Below are 16,889 nucleotides of genomic sequence, written 5' to 3' on the forward strand. Positions count from 1 at the left end.
TTACTTTGTACCGACTTTATCAGCAGGACCGGGAAACTTCGGGCCCGGACGCCCCCGGCGTCGGCACGCCGCCGTAGTACAAGCCGCAGTAGAAGCAGTGAAATGCTTCCCATCCCTGCACCCCCTGTAGATTACGACCATGCGCAGTTGGCCGTGGACGCTCCTGTTTCACGCCCTTTTCCTGCAGCTCGCCGCGTACATCGTGCGCCCTGCCGCCGCCTACCGCGCGCTGGAACTGGGGCTGGAGCCGGCATTCCTGGGACTCATCGCAGCGAGCTTCGCCGTTGTGCCGCTGCTGGTAGCAGCACTGGTGGGCAGGGCAACCGACCGCGGCAGGGAAGCTCCGGTCCTGGCGAGTGGCGCAGTGATGATGGTGGCTGCTGCGCTGGGCCTCTTCCTTTGGTCTTCGTCCCTCGCACTTCTCCTCTTCTGGAATGTGGTCCTTGGTCTTGGCCACCTTCTGAGCGTCATCGGTCAGCAGAGCAGGGTGGCGCGGGGCGACCCAGCCAAACTCGATTCCGCGTTCGGCCTCTATACTTTCGCTGGATCAGCCGGACAGGTAGCGGGCCCGATGTTCATCGTTGCGTTCGGCGGCGGCCGGCTTGTTCCGGATACCCAAGCTCTCTTCGGCGCATGTGCAGCCTCCAGCATCCTGATGCTGATCCTCACCGCCGGCCTGGTGCGCAGCAGACCGGCGTTCCCCCCTGCCGATTCCTCAGCCCCTGCCAACTTCAGGCAGGCCATTTCTAGGGCGGGCCCGGACGCACGCCGCCAATTGCTGGGAGCGATGTTGGTGAGCATGATGGTCCTTGGGGCCGTGGACCTCATCGCCGTGTATCTACCCGCGCTGGGGGTGGAGCGCGGGATTCCAGCCGCCGCGGTTGGGCTCCTGCTCGCGCTCCGGGCCGTCGCCACGATGGCATCCCGGCTCTTCCTCGGCGTCATGGTCAGGAGCATCGGGCGTGCCGAGCTGATCGCCGCGTCAACAGCGTTGTCCGCGCTGACCGTGGGAGTGCTTGCCGTGCCGCTGCCCGTGCCGGCGATGGGTGCTGTGCTGGTGCTGGCCGGCGTCGCCCTCGGCATTGGACAGCCCCTCACGATGACGGTGATTTCGCTGGCGTCGCCTCCCGGTACGCGCGGTACCTGGCTGGCCCTGCGGCTCAGCGCCAACCGGTTCGGTCAGTCGGCCATCCCTGCTGCGGTAGGACTGGTAGCCGCCGCTACCGGCGTCGGCGGTGTCTTTGGAGCGGCTGCGGGCGGGCTCGCGCTGGTTGCAGGGTTGTCCTGGTGGCAATTACGACGGCGGAATGGTTGAGACGCGCTGTCCCATACCCTTCGTGACGGTCCTGGAATTGCTCCCGAATCGATGCTTGCGGCTGTGTACACGCTTTTGGCTGACTGATAGAACTGAAATACCCGTGGAGTCAGGCATAACGCAAAGAACAGGGATGATTTCAATGACGATTTCAAAATTCAGTTGGTCCAGGCACGCCAAGTCCGTCCGGTGGGGCGTCCCGCTGGCCGTCTCATTATTGGTACTGACCGGTTGTGGCGGTGACTCCGGAGGCGGGGGCGACTCGGCAGGCGGCGACGCCGCGGAGGAATACCCCACCGCGGCCATTGAGATCATGGCTCCCGCTGATCCCGGCGGCGGTTATGACCAGACGGCCCGTTCCATCGGCCGTGCTCTCGACGAGGGCGGGGTCATCGACACCGGCGCTGAGGTCTACAACGTGCCGGGCGCCTCAGGAACAGCGGGGCTCACCCAGTTCGTGGGGGAGAACGCCGGTGATCCGCACCAGCTCATGGTGATCGGAAAGATCCTCGTCGGCGCGATCGAGCAGACCGATTCACAGGTCAGCTTGGAAGACGTTACCCCCATCGCGCGTCTGACTGCCGAGTACGACGCGATCGTGGTACCCACCGATTCCGAGTACGAAACTCTCGAACAACTCATGGACGCCTTCGAAGCGGATCCGGGCGCGGTCGCCTGGGGCGGCGGTTCGGTCGGCGGCGTGGACCAGATCCTCGTTGCGCAGCTCGCGGATGCCGTAGGGATCGATCCGGCGGAGATCAACTACATTCCGTATTCCGGCGGCGGCGAATTGACACCGGCCATCCTGTCCGGAGACGTGACTGCGGCGGCGTCCGGGCTCGCCGAATTCCAGGACCAGATCGACGCCGGTGAAATGCGGCTTCTTGCGGTCTCCAGTGAGGAACCGATTGAAGGCATCGACGCTCCTACCATCATCGATGCCGGGTATGACGTGTCGATTGCGAACTGGCGCGGGGTTGTCGCTCCCCCGGAGATCTCGGATGAGCAACGCGAGGCAGTTGTGGCGATGATCGAGGAGATGCATGACACGCCGGAGTGGCAGGAGGCCCTGGAGACAAACAACTGGGAGGACTTCCTGTTGACCGGCGAGGAATTCGGTGAATACATCGGATCCGAGAAGGAGAACATCACCAAGACGCTGACGGACCTCGGAATCCTCGGCTGATGTCTGTTCCCGACTCCGGGTCTTCCCCGCCAGCCGGACCCCATGGTGGATCGCATGCGGTCATCAGGCCAGGGGCGGGGAAGCTCGGAATCCGGATCACCGCCGTCGTCATTCTTTTGGGTGCCGCGGTGGTGCTCTTCGACGCCATCCGGGTCTCCATCGATGGCGGCTTCGGCCCGCAGCAGCCCGGCTTTTTCCCGATCATTGTCGGGATCGGGTTGGTGCTTTTCGGCCTGGCGTTCCTGGTCCGTGCCACGCTGAAGCCTGACCACGCTTTGGAGGAACAGGCTGCCGCGGAACATACGGACACGCACTGGCGCACGCTGTGGATTGTGATTGTGGCGCTGGTGGCCTACGCAGCCCTGCTGAGCCCACTGGGATACCTGATTGCCACGACCATCTTTTTCGTGGGGATCGCATGGGTAGCGGGAAGCCGCAAGGTGGTCCGCGACGTCATTATTGCGGTCTTGTTCTCTGCGGCCATCTACTTCGGCTTCACTGAACTGCTGGGCGTCCGGCTGCCCGGCGGACTACTGGAATCGGTGCTCTGAGCCATGGACGTTTTTGCTGACCTTCTGGGCGGTTTCGCCAACGCCCTCGAACCAACGTATTTGTTGTATGCGGCGATCGGCGTCACGATCGGCACACTGGTGGGAGTGCTTCCCGGCATCGGCCCGGCGCTGGCGCTGGCACTTCTGCTGCCGCTCACCTACGGCTTCGATCCCACCGGCGCGCTGATCATCTTCGCCGGAATCTACTACGGTTCCCTCTACGGCGGGGCAATTACGTCGATTCTGCTGAATACGCCGGGTGAGGCCGGGTCCGTGGCAACAGCTATCGACGGGTATCCGATGGCGAAGGCCGGCCGGGCCGGGCCTGCTCTTGCCACCGCCGTCATGGGATCATTTGCCGCAGGCATCATCTCCACGCTGGGCCTTACCTTCCTGGCACCGCTGGTCGCCAACCTGGCCAAGAGTTTCCAGGCCACTGACTACTTTGCGCTGATGGTGCTGGCGTTCGTGAGCGTCACCGCGCTCGTGGGCACCTCGATTATCCGCGGCATGGTGAGCCTCTTCGCGGGGCTGTTCGTGGGCCTGGTGGGGCTCGACTTCCTGACCGGGCAGCAGCGCTTCACCTTCGGTTCGACGGCGCTGCTGGGTGGGATTGACATCATCATTGTGGTGATCGGCCTGTTTGCCATCGGTGAGGCGCTGTACGGCCTGGCCCGGCTGCAGTACGCCAGGGAAGAACCGGTGGAGTTCTCCGGCCGGATCTGGCTGAACAAGGGCGAGCGCAAACGTGTCTGGAAACCGTGGATCCGCGGTGGCTTCCTCGGCTTCATCTTTGGCTCCATGCCCACGGGTGGTTCCGAAGTTCCCACATTCCTCAGCTACAACCTGGAGAAACGGCTCTCCAAACACAAGGAGGAGTTCGGCAAGGGCGCCATCGAAGGCGTGGCCGGGCCGGAAGCGGCCAACAACGCCTCCTTCTCCGGAGTGTTGGTGCCGCTGCTCACCCTCGGTATCCCGACGTCGGCCACTGCCGCGATCATTCTGAGCGCCTTCCAGATCTACAACATCCAGCCCGGTCCGCAACTGTTCGAGAATTCGCCGGACCTGGTGTGGACACTCATCGCGAGCCTGTTCATCGGCAATATCATGCTGCTGGTGATCAACCTTCCGCTGGTGAAGGTCTGGATCAAGATTCTCTCCATCCCCAAGGATCTGCTCTACACCGGCATTCTGGTGTTCGGCATCCTAGGCGTCTACAGCCTTTCCGGCAGCCTGACGGACCTGATGATCGTGTGCGCGATCGGCGTTGCCGGGTTCTTCATGCGGGTGTATGACTTCCCGGTTGCGCCGGCCGTCCTCGGTGCCATCCTTGGCCCGATGATGGAAACCCAGCTACGCCGTGCCCTGTCGATCAGCCAGAACGATTTCTCGGTCTTCTTCACACGCCCGCTGACGGTGGGGCTGCTGATTGCCGCTCTCGCGGTACTGGTGCTTCCGACGGTGTTGCCGAAGATTCTGGGGAGGGCAAAGCGGGCGGAGTCGGCGGGGCAGTAAAGGGCGTTGGCTTGGGCTGCAGCACCGGTTGATGGCCTACAGCGCCCACTCGGTGGAGCGTCCCCAGGCGACAAAGAGCGCGAGCACCAGAGCCACGATGTTGATGGTGAACCCCTTCTCACCGCGGGAGATGTGGAACGCGATCGAAAGGGCCATGATCAGCGCCAGTCCAATGGCTGCTGCCGGGATCAGGAAGGTGGCTACCCGGAAAATGCCGGGAAGGATCAGCCCCAGGGCGCCGAGGATCTCGAACGTTCCGGCGGTGCGCGCATAGCCTGGTTTTTCCTCCGCCCAGGTGAGTCCCTGAGCCACGATCTTGTCGATCGGCTGGAAGGCTTTCGTGACACCCGCGGCGAGGAAGAAAAGTGCCAGGGCACCGGCCACAATCCAAAGCGCAATATTCATGACTTCTCCTCGTGAAGCCCCAACAAGGTAAAGCATGCGCCCGTTTGGCTGGTTTGGCTATGGACTCATCTGGAGGGGCCACTGTCCGAAGAAAAGTCGACGACGTCGTCATCTGAGTTCAGCACGGAGGTTGCCACCGTCCATCGGTGGGGGCAAATCCCGAGACTGGTCGCGGACGCCCGCCCGCGTCCTCCAAAGCGGCGAATCCGGCGATCATGCCGGCATGCGTGGAACCGGTGACCGTGCACACCACGACGGTGTCGAAGAAGACGCCGGCCGCCCGCTAGCCTTGATGCCCTGAAGATAGAGCACGCCGGCGGGCGCCGTCGTTGTTTTCTAGCTTCGGAACAAGCCGCTGTAGGCGTTGAGCGCCGGCTGGCCACCGAGGTGGGCGTAGAGCACGTTGCTGTCCGCCGGGATGTCCTTGCTGGTGACGAGGTCGATCATTCCGGCCATTGACTTGCCCTCGTAGACGGGGTCGGTGATCATCGCTTCGAGGGAGGCGCTGAGCCGCATGGCTTCCAGCGTGGATTCGACCGGGATGCCGTAGAGGTCGCCGGCCCAGCCTTCGAGGACGGTGATCTCGTCGTCGCGCAGATCGCGTTCGAGGCCGATGAGGTTGGCAGTGTTGCGTGCGATGCGCGCCACCTGGCCGCGGGTCTTGTCCAGGGTTGCGGAGGCGTCGATGCCGAGGACGCGGCGGGGACGGCCGCCGGCGTCTTCGAGGGCGGCGAACCCTGCAATCATGCCGGCGTGGGTTGAGCCGGTGACCGTGCACACCACGATGGTGTCGAAGAAGACGCCGAGCTCCTTCTCCTGCTGCCGCACCTCGTAGGCCCAGTTGGCGAAGCCCAGTCCGCCGAACTTGTGCTCCGACGCTCCCGCGGGGATCGCGTACGGCTTGCCGCCGGCTGCCTCCACCTCGGCGATGGCATTCTTCCAGGAGTCGCGGATGCCAATGTCGAAACCGGCGGCATCGAGGCGCACGTCCGCGCCCATCAGCCGGGAGAGCAGGATGTTGCCCACGCGGTCGGAGAGCGGATCCGGCCAGTCCACCCGGTTCTCCTGAACCAGCAGAGCCTTCAGGCCGAGCTTCGCGGCGACTGCAGCCACCTGCCGGGTGTGGTTGGACTGGAACCCGCCGATCGAGACGATGGTGTCTGCACCCTCAGCGAGGATATCCGGGACGATGTACTCGAGCTTGCGGGTCTTGTTCCCACCGAACGCGAGGCCCGAGTTCACGTCCTCCCGCTTCGCCCACAACTGCGCGCCGCCGAGGTGCTTACTGAGTCGCGGCAAGTGGTGCACCGGGCTGGGGCCAAACGTGAGCGGATAGCGTTCGAAGTCCGTAATGGCCATGGGTCCTCGTTTTCTCGGCGGGAGTAGTGAGACCCAGTCAATCACTACTCCCGCTCACGGCGAGGCTGTTCCGCTCTTCGGTAACTAGTGCGCGCCGTCGTCGTTCTTCACACGCCGCACGAACAGCGAGAGCACCACCGCGACGACGGCCAACACACCGCCGACGACGAACGCCGCCTGCGCGCGGGACGCCTGGGCCGGTCCTTCCGCCGCTCCCCCGGCTGACGCAGTCGCCGCGCCGACCGTGAGCGCTGCGACGAGGATCGCCGTCCCAGCTGCTCCGGCCAGTTGCTCCAGGCGACGACGGTCCAGCAGATTGCCGACGTCGCCGGTGTTTCCTCGAGGACGTTCTTTCGATACTTCACGCGCAAGGAACATGCGGCGTTGCCTGGGCAGCACCGGATGCTGGCGGGTGTGCGGGCGTTTGATACGTCGGCTTCCAACCCTGCGGATTTGTTGCGGGACATCGAAGCCATGGCCGAGTCCGTGATGGCGTTGGAGACCAGCGGGGATTACGGCGACCATGCGCGAGTGATGCGCCTTCTGGCAAAGGAACCCGAGCTTCTCGCGTTGGCTGCCGCTCAGGCTCAGGTGTTGGCCGGCGAGCTGCGTGCCCGGATCGCTTCGCAGGTTGAGGGCAAGGTCGATTCGCTGACCGTGTTGCTGCTGACCGAGGTGGCAGTTGCGGTGTGGCGGGCGTCGTGGGCGCGCTGGGGTGAGCTCGCGGCGGGCGGGAAGGCGTACGATCCGTTGGAGGTGTACCGGGAGACTCGGGCGGAGTTGCGCCGGGTCGTTGGGTAGCGCCGGCCAAGATACGCAGGGAGCGCCCCTTCCGGAAAGAAAGAGGCGCCCCCTCGTTGGTTCAGCTACTTCAGCCGCGACAGCACCTCGGACGCGAACTCCGCAGTGGTCGCCGAGCCTTTCAGATCCGGCGTCGCAATGCCGTCGGCGAGCGCGGACTCGAAGGCGCTCGTGAGCGACTTCGACGCAGCATCCTCCCCCAAATGGTCGAGCATCATGGCGCAGCCCACAAAGCACCAACCGGATTGGCGATCCCCTTCCCCGCAATGTCCGGAGCCGAACCGTGGACCGGCTCGAACATCGACGGAAACCGCCGCTCCGGGTTCAGGTTGGCACTCGGAGCGATCCCGATGGACCCGGCAACACCCGCAACGAGGTCGGACAAGATGTCGCCGAACAGGTTCGACGCGACGATTGTCCGCACACTCGTCGGCTTCATGACCAGCCGCGCCGCCAGCGCGTCGATGAGCACCTTCTCGACAACGACGCCGGGGTACTCCTTCACGGTCTCCGCCACCACTTCATCCCAGAACGGCATGGTGTGAATGATGCCGTTGGACTTGGTCGCGGAGACGAGCTGCCCACCACGCTCGGCGGCCGCGGTCGCCGCATAGCGCGCGACCCGCGAAATCCCGGCGCGGGTGAAGACGCTCTCCTGCACCGCGAACTCGGCATCCGTTCCCGATCCGAACCGCCCGCCGATCTGCGAGTACTCCCCCTCGACGTTCTCGCGCACCACCTCGATGTCCAGGTCCTCGATCCCGGGCATGGACCCGGCGACGCCGGGGAGCAACCGCATCGGCCGCAGGTTTACGTACTGGTCGAACTCGCGGCGGATGGGGATCAGCAACCCCCAAAGCGTGACGTCGTCGGGCACGTCCGGGGTGCCGACCGCACCGAGGTAGATGCCATCGCCGCTGCTGAGCTGCTCGATGCCGTCGATCGGCATCATGCGTCCGGTCTTGCGGTAGAGGTCGCTGTTCCAGTCACGGACCCGCCACTGGACCTCGAAGTTGTGAAGGGTAGCGACGGCGTCGACACACTGCATCGCCACGTCGGTGACATCAACGCCGATGCCGTCGCCGGGAATCGAATCGATGACGTATCTGCGGCTCATGAAGTTCCTATCGTTCGAGTGGTCTCGCAAGAGCATATGTTGTCCTCGAGCGAGTCCTGTTTCACTGCGATGAGGGAGCTTCGTATCCATTACGCTTCGATGGATAGAACGACACACTTTGGGGGAACAATGTCCGAAACCGAACCGCCACCGGTCGAATCTCTACCGTCGCATAAGACGCTGACGACCCGTATACCGGGACACTCCGTGATCGAGGAACTACTCGTCGCTCACCGCTCGGATCCGCCCCGCTCCGCGATTGGCCGGCTCTTTGGAACCCGGCCACTGGGCACGGAGAGCGCGCCTTGGTACTGGGGTGCTCTCGGCGAGCGCGAGGTCGGCGCCTTCCTGGCTCAGCTTGGTCCGGATTGGACCGTGCTACACGCCGTTCCAGTGGGCAGGGGGTCGTCGGACATCGATCACGTGCTCATCGGCCCCGGCGGGGTGTTCACGATCAACACCAAACGCCATGCCGGCCAAGCGGTGTGGACGGCGAAGAATACGCTGATGGTTGCCGGACAGCGTCAGCGGCATATCCCAAATGCTGTGTACGAGGCCAAACGTGCCTCGAAGCTGCTGTCTGCCGCAGTCGATCACCCTGTCCACGTCAATGGAATGGTCGTGGTGGTCGGGGCTAAGAGTTTGACCGTGCGCGGGAAGCACCCGGATGTTGCCGTTGTGACCCCACGACAGCTCCTACGATCGCTGAACCGTCAGCGACCGGTTCTTACCCCCGAGCAGGTCTCCATACTGCGCGCCGCCGCAGCGCGACCGGAAACTTGGCACAAGAACCCGCAGCCCCAGAGTGACGCCGGCTGGCTGGAATCCGCCTTTCATGACGTTTCACGCAAGGTGGACCAGGCACGACGACGGCGCGTCGGTTGGGCGCTTGCGCTGTTCGGTACCATCCTGGCGACGCTCTCCGGTGTGCTTCCTTCTCTGTTGTTGGCGCTCGTACGGTGATGCCCGCTACTCAGCTCTCTTCAAACGATTCGGGTGTTGGGCCGAAGACCCGGCGCGTTGATTTCACTACCGCTTGCCCTATCGCGTAGTTCATTCCGCCGCCGATGGCAGCTCCAAGTCCGAACGGGATTGCTCGACCCAATACAAGCACTCCCTGGCGTGTACCGTACTTCGTCACGAAGTTGTGTCCCAGCACTCCATTGATCCTTCGGATGCCCTCCATCGGGATCGCGTCAATCGCAGCTTTAGCCCAGTGCTTTCCCGTTCTGCCTGCTACATCGTGCACAACCCGATCAGCGCTGTTCCCGAGCAGGATTGCGAAAAGGAGGGTGCGTCGCCGTTCAATTTCTCGGACACTCACGCCGTGGAGGGCCCCGACAGCGAACACGTAAAACACCGTAGCTTCAAGCGAAACCACGGATTCACCTGCGGAAAGCGCAAGGCTTACGCCGGTGCCAACTCCGGGTGCCGCGGCCGCCGCACCAACAGAAGCACCGCTTGCGGACGTCGCCGCCAAAAACCGCCTATTCAGCTTCTTCAGAAGGTCCGCCGGCGAGGCGTCAGGGTTCTTCGCTCGAAGCCCATCGACGTAGGCGGTGGCAGCGGGAACCTGCATGTTGAGCGCTGCATCAACAAGTCGAAGGATCCTGCCCTGGCCAGTCGGTTCTGAGGAGTTGTCAGGGGTCGGGATGTCGGTCGAATCTGAGTCTGTCATCTACTACACCTCAATATTCGTGGGTTCCGTGATGGTCAGGGCCAGAGGGCGCGACGTCCTGTCAGCGACTGCAAACACTTCGGTTCTCACTTCACCGGCGATTGCTGCCCACCCATTTCAGGATGCCCATGACGACCGTGCCGAGTCGGCCCGCCGACTCCTCAAGGGCGCTGATCGGCTGAGTAGGAACGACTGGCCTGGACGCCTGTGGGTCAACGTCGGCGAGCATCTGGCTCGGTGGGGACACATCTAGCTGCAACCACCTCAACAGTTCCCCCTCGCTGACAGCACGAATCTTCTGACCAGCCTCGATGTACTGCAACGCCTTCCGCTCTTTTCCACTGTGGTGGGAAAGAGCGACGGAACCTACGGTTGCATCCTGCTTGCCGACGACGAGCATGGTTGTCTTCTTGGTGATGTTCTTAGCGTTCGTAGCACCGAAGCTGGCCACAAGCTGCATTGCTTCATCGCGTTCGAGAGTCGCTAGGTCACCGGTGAACACAACGACCTGTCCGTACAGCGGATGAGCAGGATCGGCCGCAAGGTTGGGCTGGGGAAGTTCAGCCAGGGCCGGTGTCCGCTGGTATCGAGCCGACGCGGTGGGAGCCTTCGAGCGTGCCGCCGGCCACAACTGATCGAGGGTATGCAAGGCCTGAGTCTGTGCCACTGCAATTACGGCTTGAGCACAGACAGCAGAATCGGCGCCCGCTTGATGATGCTCGAATGGAGCCAGGCCGAGCGCTCTTGCAACACTGGGCAGCCTGTTGTTTTCGAGCCGGAGAACGCGTTTGGCGAGGTCCACAGAACAGTGGAAAGTGGCCGGCGGCGACCGCGAGCATGGGAACTACATGCCCGGTGATGGGGCAGGAACAAACGAGTACCGATGCCATGGCGGGCTCCTGGTGAGGTGGCTGTGTTGCACCACAGTCTGCCGGAGCCCTTGGGAAATTCTGGTTCGAGGGTGGACCTTCGCTAGCAGCAGGCGCTCCCCACGCGGCGCTGCTTCCTTCGAAGCAGCCGCGCGTATCTGAGGACAGATTCATTGCACTACCGAAATCTGCTTCCAGGCCCGCAGGGCACTTCGTGCCTGGGGCCTTACCTCGACCAGTCAGTGGTTGGACGCGCCCATTGCCACTGCAATCGGCGCACCGTGAGCGCTAGGGTCGTCGTGCGACGCAGTCGCTTCCCCATTGCCCATCAATTGCTTTTAGGGCATAGGAAGGCCGCCTTTATCACTTCCTTGCCCACCATCTATTAGAAGCTGACTAGTCGGCCGCCCAGTTTCTCTTGCATTTCAACTGCATCCGGACTGTTGATGATCCAATTCTGGCCAGTGAGCCACACCGAATCGGATTCAAGGTCATATTCCTCGTTTAGCGCCTTATTGGTCTGTATGAGTTCGCTCAGGTCAGCAGTTGAGATGTAAGTAGAAATCACCGTTTGGTCGTTGCAATCGCCTGACTCGGCGGCAAGCGAGACGGAGTTCCTCTGAACCAGCTCGCTACAGTCACCACCTGCCGCTACGTACGCTTGCTGGAGCTGCTTCAGCGTGGAGTAGCTCCCACCGTCCGCAGGGGGTGTTGTTTCAGTCGGCGTCGCCTCGGGTGTCGGCATCGCCGACTCAGCAGCTGAAGCACAACCACTCAGAATAATGACTGAAGCAGCCGCGACTGCCAATAATCCCATCTTCACTTCTCAAACTCCTTTTGGATCGCCGTAGCTCTCCACTGTTTCGCAGCCGCCCAGCAGAAACGACCACCGTTTATTATGTGCCTTATTGGCTAGCCTTCGCTTATCAGCGCAGCCAGAATCTATAACTGTTACAGAATCTGAGCGACTGAAGGCGCATATCGAGGACGTTCTGATTCTATTCATGCGAGGCATTCACTCATCGACGAGTGCACTAGCCCCAACGTCCTCATCGTCTCACCGACCTGCCCAACGACAGCCGACTCTAGGTAGCGCCACTCCGGTGCTGTGCTCCCCCTTAGACGCCAGACAACGAGGACGCTGGTCTTGACCGGCGCCAACTCTACGGGACACATGACGGCAGATTCCGGCCCCAGCGCAAGCCGCTACCGAGCTCCGCGGCGTTCCTGACGAGCAGTCAATCTTCGATGTTGCCGGACCGCGCCCTGTGATGGTGGACCTGGTTACCCGGGCCACACCTCTCGAGTTGGCTTCGCAAAGGGGGGCATGAAGATCACTTTTCACATCCCCCCTCGCTGACGCTCACTAGGAACTAGAGACCCGTCTGGCTCACTCCGTACTCGGCCTGCTCCGGGGTGTAACCCTCGTAAAGCAACTGGTCGACCAGTCCTTGGCGCGAGAAGGCCGTGTAGTCGAGGTAGTTTGCTGCGTGTTTTGCTGCCTGCTCGTTCCAGTCGGCCTTGACTCGGTCGACGGCCCAGGTTGCGTCCTCAATCGAGTATTCCTCGTATATCAGTTGGTCGATGAGCCCGGTGCGTGAGAAGGCCGTGTAGTCGAGGTAGTTCGCGGCATGCCGCAGCGCGTTCTGCTGGCTAACCGTCCCCGCTTCGGCTTTGGCCTTTGCCTCCGCGTCAGCAGCAGCCTTGGCTTCTGCCTCTGCCTTCGCAGCAGCTTCAGCCTCTTCAGCGGCCTTGGCTTCTGCTTCAGCCTTTGCTTCCGCTTCTGCCTTCGCAGCAGCCTCGGCCTCTTCGGCAGCTTTCGCTTCTGCCTCCGCTTCTGCTTCCGCTTCCGCCTCCTCGGCAGCAGCGCTGGCTTCAGCTTTCGCTTCGGCAGCTTCGGCGCTCGCTTCCGCTTCGGCAGCGGCACTAGCACTAGCTTCCGCGGCGGATGGAGTCTCCTCGACCTGGCTGGCCTGGTCAGATCCAGCCGCGACTGGATCGTCCCCGCCACCGCCAATGGCACCAATGGTGATGAACAGTGCCAGTACGCCGGCCGGGATTATTGCGCGCTTCTTCTTGTACCAGGGACGAGCAGCACCCTCCCAGAGCTGCCACCCATCGGGCGCGGGCCCCCAAGCGGGCTCGGGCCGCCATCCTTTGGGAGGCGTCCAGCCTTCCGGTGGAGTGGGCCAGTTCGGCGGAGGGTTATAGATCTTGGTCATATTTTCCCCAGTACGAGAGTGATGATCGCGACGGTCAACCCTCGCGTGGCGCTCACGGGAGGCTACGCTGGCTTGCTGTCGGAGGTTTACGCTTCAAGCATATGGAGAAGAGGCGGGCCGGATAGCGTCGCACGATAATCCTGCGGAAATCCTTCCTCGACCCTGTGCAAGCAGAAGGCAGATCGCGCAGTTGTTACGCGTTCGAAGCCGGGTTCCCAGTCCTGGGTCGATTCATAGCCACGAGCCCCGCCGCAATAGACCGTCTTCCCTGGGCCTGCGCTACCGGTCATCCTCATTCGGTGCGATCCCCGCTCCCCCGAGTCCGACGTCGGTCTGCCGCTGCTGCTCCGGCATCACGGTGTTGTACCCAGGCCCGCCCGTGACCATGATGCTGCGCTTCCGCGAGTACAGAAAGTACACCGCGAGGCCGATCGCCATCCAGACGAAGAACCGGAGCCAGGTGCCGCCGGTGAGGTTGAGCATGAGGAAGAAGCACAGCGCGATGGCGATGATCGGCAGCACCGGCACGAACGGAACCCGGAAGGACCGCTTCAGGTCTGGACGGGTGCGACGCAGAATGATCACACCCAGCGCCACCAGCATGAACGCGAACAGCGTACCGATATTGACCAGTTCCGCCAGCGTGGACAGCGGCACGAAGGTCGCGATGATCGCGATGACGATGCCCGCCAGCAGCGTGAACCGGTAGGGCGTCCCGAACTTCGGATGCACCGCGCCCAGCGCCGGCGGCAGCAACCGGTCCCGGCTCATCGCGAAGCCCACCCGGGTCTGTCCGAGCAGGAGGATCATGGCGACGACGATCAGGCCGATACACGCACCGATCGCCACCACGTTGCCCATCCAGGTGACGCCGACGGCGGTGAAGGCGGTCGCCAGCGGGGCGCCGTCGGCCGGGTCGATGTCGGAATAGGGTCGGATCCCGGCGATGATCAGCGAAACTGCCATGTAGAGCACGGTGACGATGGCGAGGGAGCCGAGGATGCCGATCGGCAGGTCACGCTGGGGGTTGCGTGTTTCCTCTGCAGTTGTGGCGATGACGTCGAACCCGATGAACGCGAAGAACACCAAGGCCGCCGCCGCAAACACACCGCCCAGTCCATACACCGTGGGCTCGAGCCGGAAGAGCGTCTCCACCAGCGGCACGTCGAGGACACCGGCCTCGGAAGGTGCGGTGCCCTCGCTCGGCGGGATGAATGGCGACCAGTTGGCGACGTTGATGAAGAACAGGCCGACGATGATCACCAGCAGCACCACAGCGACCTTGATCGCCGTGACCACCTGGTTGATGCGGCTGGAGAGCTTGATGCCGGTCATGAGCACAACGGTCAGGCCGAGGATGAGCAGCCCAGCCGGCAGGTTCATCACACCGGTATCGACTGAGGCGATGGCCTCGGGGATCGCGAACGGGGTGTCCTGCAGCACCACACCGAGGTATTGGCTGAACGACGTCGCCAGGGCCGCGGAACCAACCGTGAACTCCAGCACGAGGTCCCAGCCGATGACGAAGGCCACCAGCTCACCGAGCGTCGCAAACGAGAAGGTATAGGCGCTGCCCGCCACGGGGACGGTCGAGGCTAGTTCGGCGTAGCAGATCGCGCTCAGCCCGGCGACAACTCCGGCGATGAGAAAGGAAAACGCGACGGCGGGACCCGCGTTCGCGCCGGCCGCCTGCCCTGTGAGCACGAAGATTCCGGCACCGATACATACACCGACGCCGAAGACGATGAGATCAAGCGCACCAAGGCTCTTTTTGAGCTGGTGCCCCGGCTCCTCCGTGTCGCGAATGGACTGCTCAATGGATTTCGTACGGAACACACTCATGGCCTGACCCCTTGCTCTGGGACTGTGACTGCTCTCACTTACGTCTGGCTTGAGCACGATTCTATGCCCGTGGACGGCACTGACAACCGGTGGGTGAGAAGGGAGATGCGGGGAGCGTTCGCTGGTCCTTCCATTTCCAATGTACCGCTGGGAAGGGGGCTTGCGGCAAGACCCTGGTCATGCCTCACACTGGCTCGGATGCACCCGAACGGTGCACCGTGAAAGCACGAAGAGGCGAGGTTGGAATGGCTGACGTGATCATTGCGGGAGGCGGTCCCACCGGGATGATGTTGGCCGGCGAGCTCGCCCTGGCTGGAGTGGACGCGACGATCATCGAGCGCCGCCCGACGTCGGAGCTGGTGGGCTCGCGTGCCGGCGGCTTCCACTCGAGAACCATCGAGATTCTCGACCAGCGCGGGATCGCCGACCGGTTCCTCGCCGAGGGCCAGGCCGTTCAGGCGGCGTTCTTCGGGACCGCGATGCTCGACATGAGCGACTTCCCTACCCGCCACCCGTACACGCTCGGCCTGTGGCAGAACCGCATCGAGCGGATCCTGGCCGGCTGGATCGAGGAGCTCGGGGTGCCGGTCCATCGTGGACTGGAGGTCACCGGCTTCGCCCAGAACGACGACGGCGTCGACGTGCATCTCTCCGACGGCGAGTCGATACGCGCACAGTACCTGGTCGGCGCCGACGGCGGACGGAGCGCTGTCCGCAAGGCAGCCGGCATCGGCTTCCCCGGCTGGGACGCTACGAGGAGCAGCCTGATCGCTGAAGTGGAGGTGACGGAGGAGACTCCCCCGGGAATGCGCATCGATGAGGTGGGCGTGCACGGCCTGCACCTGATGGAGGACGGACGAACCACCCGGGTGGTCGTGACCGAGAAACACCTCCGACCGGTGACCGAGCCGACCCTTGCTGACCTCTCAAGGGCGCTCACCGACATCTACGACACCGACTTCGGCGTCCACTCCCCGACCTGGATATCGCGTTTCACCGACGCCACCCGCCAGGCCGCGGCCTACCGCAGCGGCCGCGTTCTGCTGGCCGGAGACGCCGCGCACATCCACTCGCCGTCGGGTGGGCAGGGCATCGGACTCGGCATTCAGGACGCAGTGAACCTCGGCTGGAAACTCGCGCAGGTGGTCAAGGGCGTCACGCCGGACAGCCTGCTGGACACCTATCACTCCGAGCGGCACCCCGTCGGTGCCCGCGCGCTGCAGCACACGATGACCCAGGCACTCATGCAAAAGGCCGATCCGCGCGTCGCCGCGCTGGCCGACACAGTAGCCGACCTGCTGACCATCAACGAAGCGCGGAAGCGACTGGCAGGACGCATCTCCGGACTCGACGTCCACTACAACTTTGGTGAGGGACACCCGCTGCTCGGACGCCGCATGCCCGACCTCGGCATCATCACGGCCGAAGGCCCAATGCGCTTGTTTACACTCCTACACAACGCCCGTCCAGTGCTTCTCAATCTCGGCGAGGCAGGCAGTATCGATGTGGATCAGTGGGTGGACCGGGTGCAGTTAGTGAACGCCACGTACGACGGCGATTGGAACCTCCCCGTGATCGGCCCAGTCAGCGCTCCTACCGCTGCGCTGATCCGACCCGACGGGCACGTGGCGTGGACGGGGGACGGAACTCAAGCGGGATTGATAGACGCTTTGACCCAGTGGTTCGGGCCGCTATCGCACTAGAGGGCGCCCCGCCGCAGCATGCTGTTGCTGCAGCCGCCCCAGCACCTCTCCCGCCAACGACTCAGTCGCCGCCGCCCCCTTCAGGTCCGGCGTCGCAATCGTCGGCGAGCGCCGACTCGACGCGGCGGTCAGCCACTTGGCCGCCGCTCCTCCCTCAAGTACTCGAGCATCATCGCCGCCACCTAAAGCGCTCCTACCGGATTGGCAATGCCCTTGCCCGCGATGTCCGGGGCAACCGGGTGCTCTAGAGTCCGGACCGCGTCGGCGCGGTCTCGTTCCGACCGAACCTCACGGTCAGGCACACCTTAACAGTGATCCTCGGCTGA

Annotated in this window: 18 protein-coding genes; 8 read left to right on the top strand and 10 right to left on the bottom strand. The window is 63.4% G+C overall.

Annotated features, from left to right (window positions below; genetic code table 11):
- The first annotated feature begins 139 nt into the window (after positions 1-139).
- The 4 genes from ABFX19_RS13470 to ABFX19_RS13485 all read left to right on the top strand — a co-directional run bounded on the left by ABFX19_RS13470 (position 140) and on the right by ABFX19_RS13485 (position 4,567).
- Complete coding sequence (locus ABFX19_RS13470; RefSeq protein ID WP_346028565.1) at positions 140-1,315, top strand: MFS transporter; 1,176 nt, start codon at positions 140-142, stop codon at positions 1,313-1,315.
- Positions 1,316-1,457: 142 nt separating this feature from the next.
- Entirely contained in the window at positions 1,458-2,501 is a 1,044-nt protein-coding gene (locus tag ABFX19_RS13475) for a Bug family tripartite tricarboxylate transporter substrate binding protein (protein ID WP_346028566.1), read from the top strand.
- Positions 2,501-3,052, top strand: a complete 552-nt coding sequence (locus tag ABFX19_RS13480) for a tripartite tricarboxylate transporter TctB family protein (protein WP_346028567.1) — start codon at positions 2,501-2,503, stop codon at positions 3,050-3,052. Before ABFX19_RS13475 ends, ABFX19_RS13480 begins: the two co-directional genes overlap by 1 nt.
- Positions 3,053-3,055: 3 nt before the next feature.
- Positions 3,056-4,567 carry a tripartite tricarboxylate transporter permease gene (locus tag ABFX19_RS13485; protein ID WP_346028568.1) on the top strand — a complete coding sequence of 504 codons (1,512 nt, stop codon included), beginning with the start codon at positions 3,056-3,058 and terminating at the stop codon, positions 4,565-4,567.
- A gap of 36 nt (positions 4,568-4,603) precedes the next feature.
- Here the strand turns inward: ABFX19_RS13485 and ABFX19_RS13490 are convergent, their stop codons facing one another.
- On the bottom strand, positions 4,604-4,972 hold the full coding sequence (locus tag ABFX19_RS13490) for a DoxX family protein (RefSeq protein ID WP_346028569.1): 369 nt from the start codon (positions 4,970-4,972) through the stop codon (positions 4,604-4,606).
- Between the two features lie 146 nt (positions 4,973-5,118).
- Here ABFX19_RS13490 and ABFX19_RS13495 point away from each other — a divergent pair, with 146 nt between their 5' ends.
- Positions 5,119-5,259, top strand: a complete 141-nt coding sequence (locus ABFX19_RS13495; RefSeq protein WP_346028570.1) for a hypothetical protein — start codon at positions 5,119-5,121, stop codon at positions 5,257-5,259.
- Between the two features lie 49 nt (positions 5,260-5,308).
- On the opposite strand, the gene ABFX19_RS13500 is transcribed toward ABFX19_RS13495, so the two are convergent.
- Entirely contained in the window at positions 5,309-6,331 is a 1,023-nt protein-coding gene (locus tag ABFX19_RS13500; RefSeq protein ID WP_346028571.1) for a 1-aminocyclopropane-1-carboxylate deaminase, read from the bottom strand.
- Positions 6,332-6,415: 84 nt separating this feature from the next.
- Complete coding sequence (locus ABFX19_RS13505; RefSeq protein WP_346028572.1) at positions 6,416-6,709, bottom strand: hypothetical protein; 294 nt, start codon at positions 6,707-6,709, stop codon at positions 6,416-6,418.
- On the opposite strand from ABFX19_RS13505, the gene ABFX19_RS13510 reads away from it, so the two are divergent.
- Positions 6,620-7,132 carry a TetR family transcriptional regulator gene (locus ABFX19_RS13510; RefSeq protein WP_428831045.1) on the top strand — a complete coding sequence of 171 codons (513 nt, stop codon included), beginning with the start codon at positions 6,620-6,622 and terminating at the stop codon, positions 7,130-7,132. The genes ABFX19_RS13505 and ABFX19_RS13510 overlap by 90 nt on opposite strands.
- A 65-nt stretch (positions 7,133-7,197) precedes the next feature.
- Here the strand turns inward: ABFX19_RS13510 and ABFX19_RS13515 are convergent, their stop codons facing one another.
- Positions 7,198-7,350 carry a hypothetical protein gene (locus ABFX19_RS13515; protein ID WP_346028574.1) on the bottom strand — a complete coding sequence of 51 codons (153 nt, stop codon included), beginning with the start codon at positions 7,348-7,350 and terminating at the stop codon, positions 7,198-7,200.
- Positions 7,347-8,249 (bottom strand): isocitrate/isopropylmalate family dehydrogenase, encoded by a 903-nt coding sequence (locus ABFX19_RS13520; RefSeq protein ID WP_346028575.1) that lies wholly within the window; start codon positions 8,247-8,249, stop codon positions 7,347-7,349. Before ABFX19_RS13520 ends, ABFX19_RS13515 begins: the two co-directional genes overlap by 4 nt.
- A 207-nt stretch (positions 8,250-8,456) precedes the next feature.
- On the opposite strand from ABFX19_RS13520, the gene ABFX19_RS13525 reads away from it, so the two are divergent.
- Positions 8,457-9,212, top strand: a complete 756-nt coding sequence (locus tag ABFX19_RS13525) for a nuclease-related domain-containing protein (protein ID WP_346028576.1) — start codon at positions 8,457-8,459, stop codon at positions 9,210-9,212.
- Between the two features lie 10 nt (positions 9,213-9,222).
- Here ABFX19_RS13525 and ABFX19_RS13530 read toward each other — a convergent pair whose 3' ends face one another.
- The 5 genes from ABFX19_RS13530 to ABFX19_RS13550 form a co-directional block, all read right to left on the bottom strand.
- Entirely contained in the window at positions 9,223-9,927 is a 705-nt protein-coding gene (locus tag ABFX19_RS13530) for a hypothetical protein (protein ID WP_346028577.1), read from the bottom strand.
- A 91-nt stretch (positions 9,928-10,018) separates the two neighbouring features.
- Positions 10,019-10,576: a BRCT domain-containing protein gene (locus ABFX19_RS13535; RefSeq protein ID WP_346028578.1), complete on the bottom strand. Its 558-nt coding sequence runs from the start codon at positions 10,574-10,576 to the stop codon at positions 10,019-10,021.
- 605 nt (positions 10,577-11,181) lie between these two features.
- The gene (locus ABFX19_RS13540; RefSeq protein WP_346028579.1) at positions 11,182-11,619 is read right to left on the bottom strand and encodes a hypothetical protein; all 438 of its coding nucleotides are present in this window, start codon (positions 11,617-11,619) and stop codon (positions 11,182-11,184) included.
- A gap of 550 nt (positions 11,620-12,169) precedes the next feature.
- Positions 12,170-13,018: an Ltp family lipoprotein gene (locus ABFX19_RS13545; protein WP_346028580.1), complete on the bottom strand. Its 849-nt coding sequence runs from the start codon at positions 13,016-13,018 to the stop codon at positions 12,170-12,172.
- 279 nt (positions 13,019-13,297) lie between these two features.
- Positions 13,298-14,860 carry an amino acid permease gene (locus ABFX19_RS13550; protein ID WP_346028581.1) on the bottom strand — a complete coding sequence of 521 codons (1,563 nt, stop codon included), beginning with the start codon at positions 14,858-14,860 and terminating at the stop codon, positions 13,298-13,300.
- Positions 14,861-15,105: 245 nt separating this feature from the next.
- On the opposite strand from ABFX19_RS13550, the gene ABFX19_RS13555 reads away from it, so the two are divergent.
- Positions 15,106-16,563, top strand: a complete 1,458-nt coding sequence (locus ABFX19_RS13555) for an FAD-dependent monooxygenase (protein WP_346028582.1) — start codon at positions 15,106-15,108, stop codon at positions 16,561-16,563.
- The last annotated feature ends 326 nt before the right edge of the window (positions 16,564-16,889 follow it).

The organism is Arthrobacter parietis (assembly GCF_039530425.1).
GTDB classification, from domain to species: domain Bacteria; phylum Actinomycetota; class Actinomycetes; order Actinomycetales; family Micrococcaceae; genus Arthrobacter_D; species Arthrobacter_D parietis.

Coding starts and splice junctions, on each gene's coding strand:
- ABFX19_RS13470 (WP_346028565.1), top strand. CDS start 140: ATGCGCAGTTGGCCGTGGACGCTCCTGTTTCACGCCCTTTTCCTGCAG.
- ABFX19_RS13475 (WP_346028566.1), top strand. CDS start 1,458: ATGACGATTTCAAAATTCAGTTGGTCCAGGCACGCCAAGTCCGTCCGG.
- ABFX19_RS13480 (WP_346028567.1), top strand. CDS start 2,501: ATGTCTGTTCCCGACTCCGGGTCTTCCCCGCCAGCCGGACCCCATGGT.
- ABFX19_RS13485 (WP_346028568.1), top strand. CDS start 3,056: ATGGACGTTTTTGCTGACCTTCTGGGCGGTTTCGCCAACGCCCTCGAA.
- ABFX19_RS13490 (WP_346028569.1), bottom strand. CDS start 4,972: ATGAATATTGCGCTTTGGATTGTGGCCGGTGCCCTGGCACTTTTCTTC.
- ABFX19_RS13500 (WP_346028571.1), bottom strand. CDS start 6,331: ATGGCCATTACGGACTTCGAACGCTATCCGCTCACGTTTGGCCCCAGC.
- ABFX19_RS13505 (WP_346028572.1), bottom strand. CDS start 6,709: ATGTTCCTTGCGCGTGAAGTATCGAAAGAACGTCCTCGAGGAAACACC.
- ABFX19_RS13515 (WP_346028574.1), bottom strand. CDS start 7,350: ATGATGCTCGACCATTTGGGGGAGGATGCTGCGTCGAAGTCGCTCACG.
- ABFX19_RS13520 (WP_346028575.1), bottom strand. CDS start 8,249: ATGAGCCGCAGATACGTCATCGATTCGATTCCCGGCGACGGCATCGGC.
- ABFX19_RS13530 (WP_346028577.1), bottom strand. CDS start 9,927: ATGACAGACTCAGATTCGACCGACATCCCGACCCCTGACAACTCCTCA.
- ABFX19_RS13545 (WP_346028580.1), bottom strand. CDS start 13,018: ATGACCAAGATCTATAACCCTCCGCCGAACTGGCCCACTCCACCGGAA.
- ABFX19_RS13550 (WP_346028581.1), bottom strand. CDS start 14,860: ATGAGTGTGTTCCGTACGAAATCCATTGAGCAGTCCATTCGCGACACG.
- ABFX19_RS13555 (WP_346028582.1), top strand. CDS start 15,106: ATGGCTGACGTGATCATTGCGGGAGGCGGTCCCACCGGGATGATGTTG.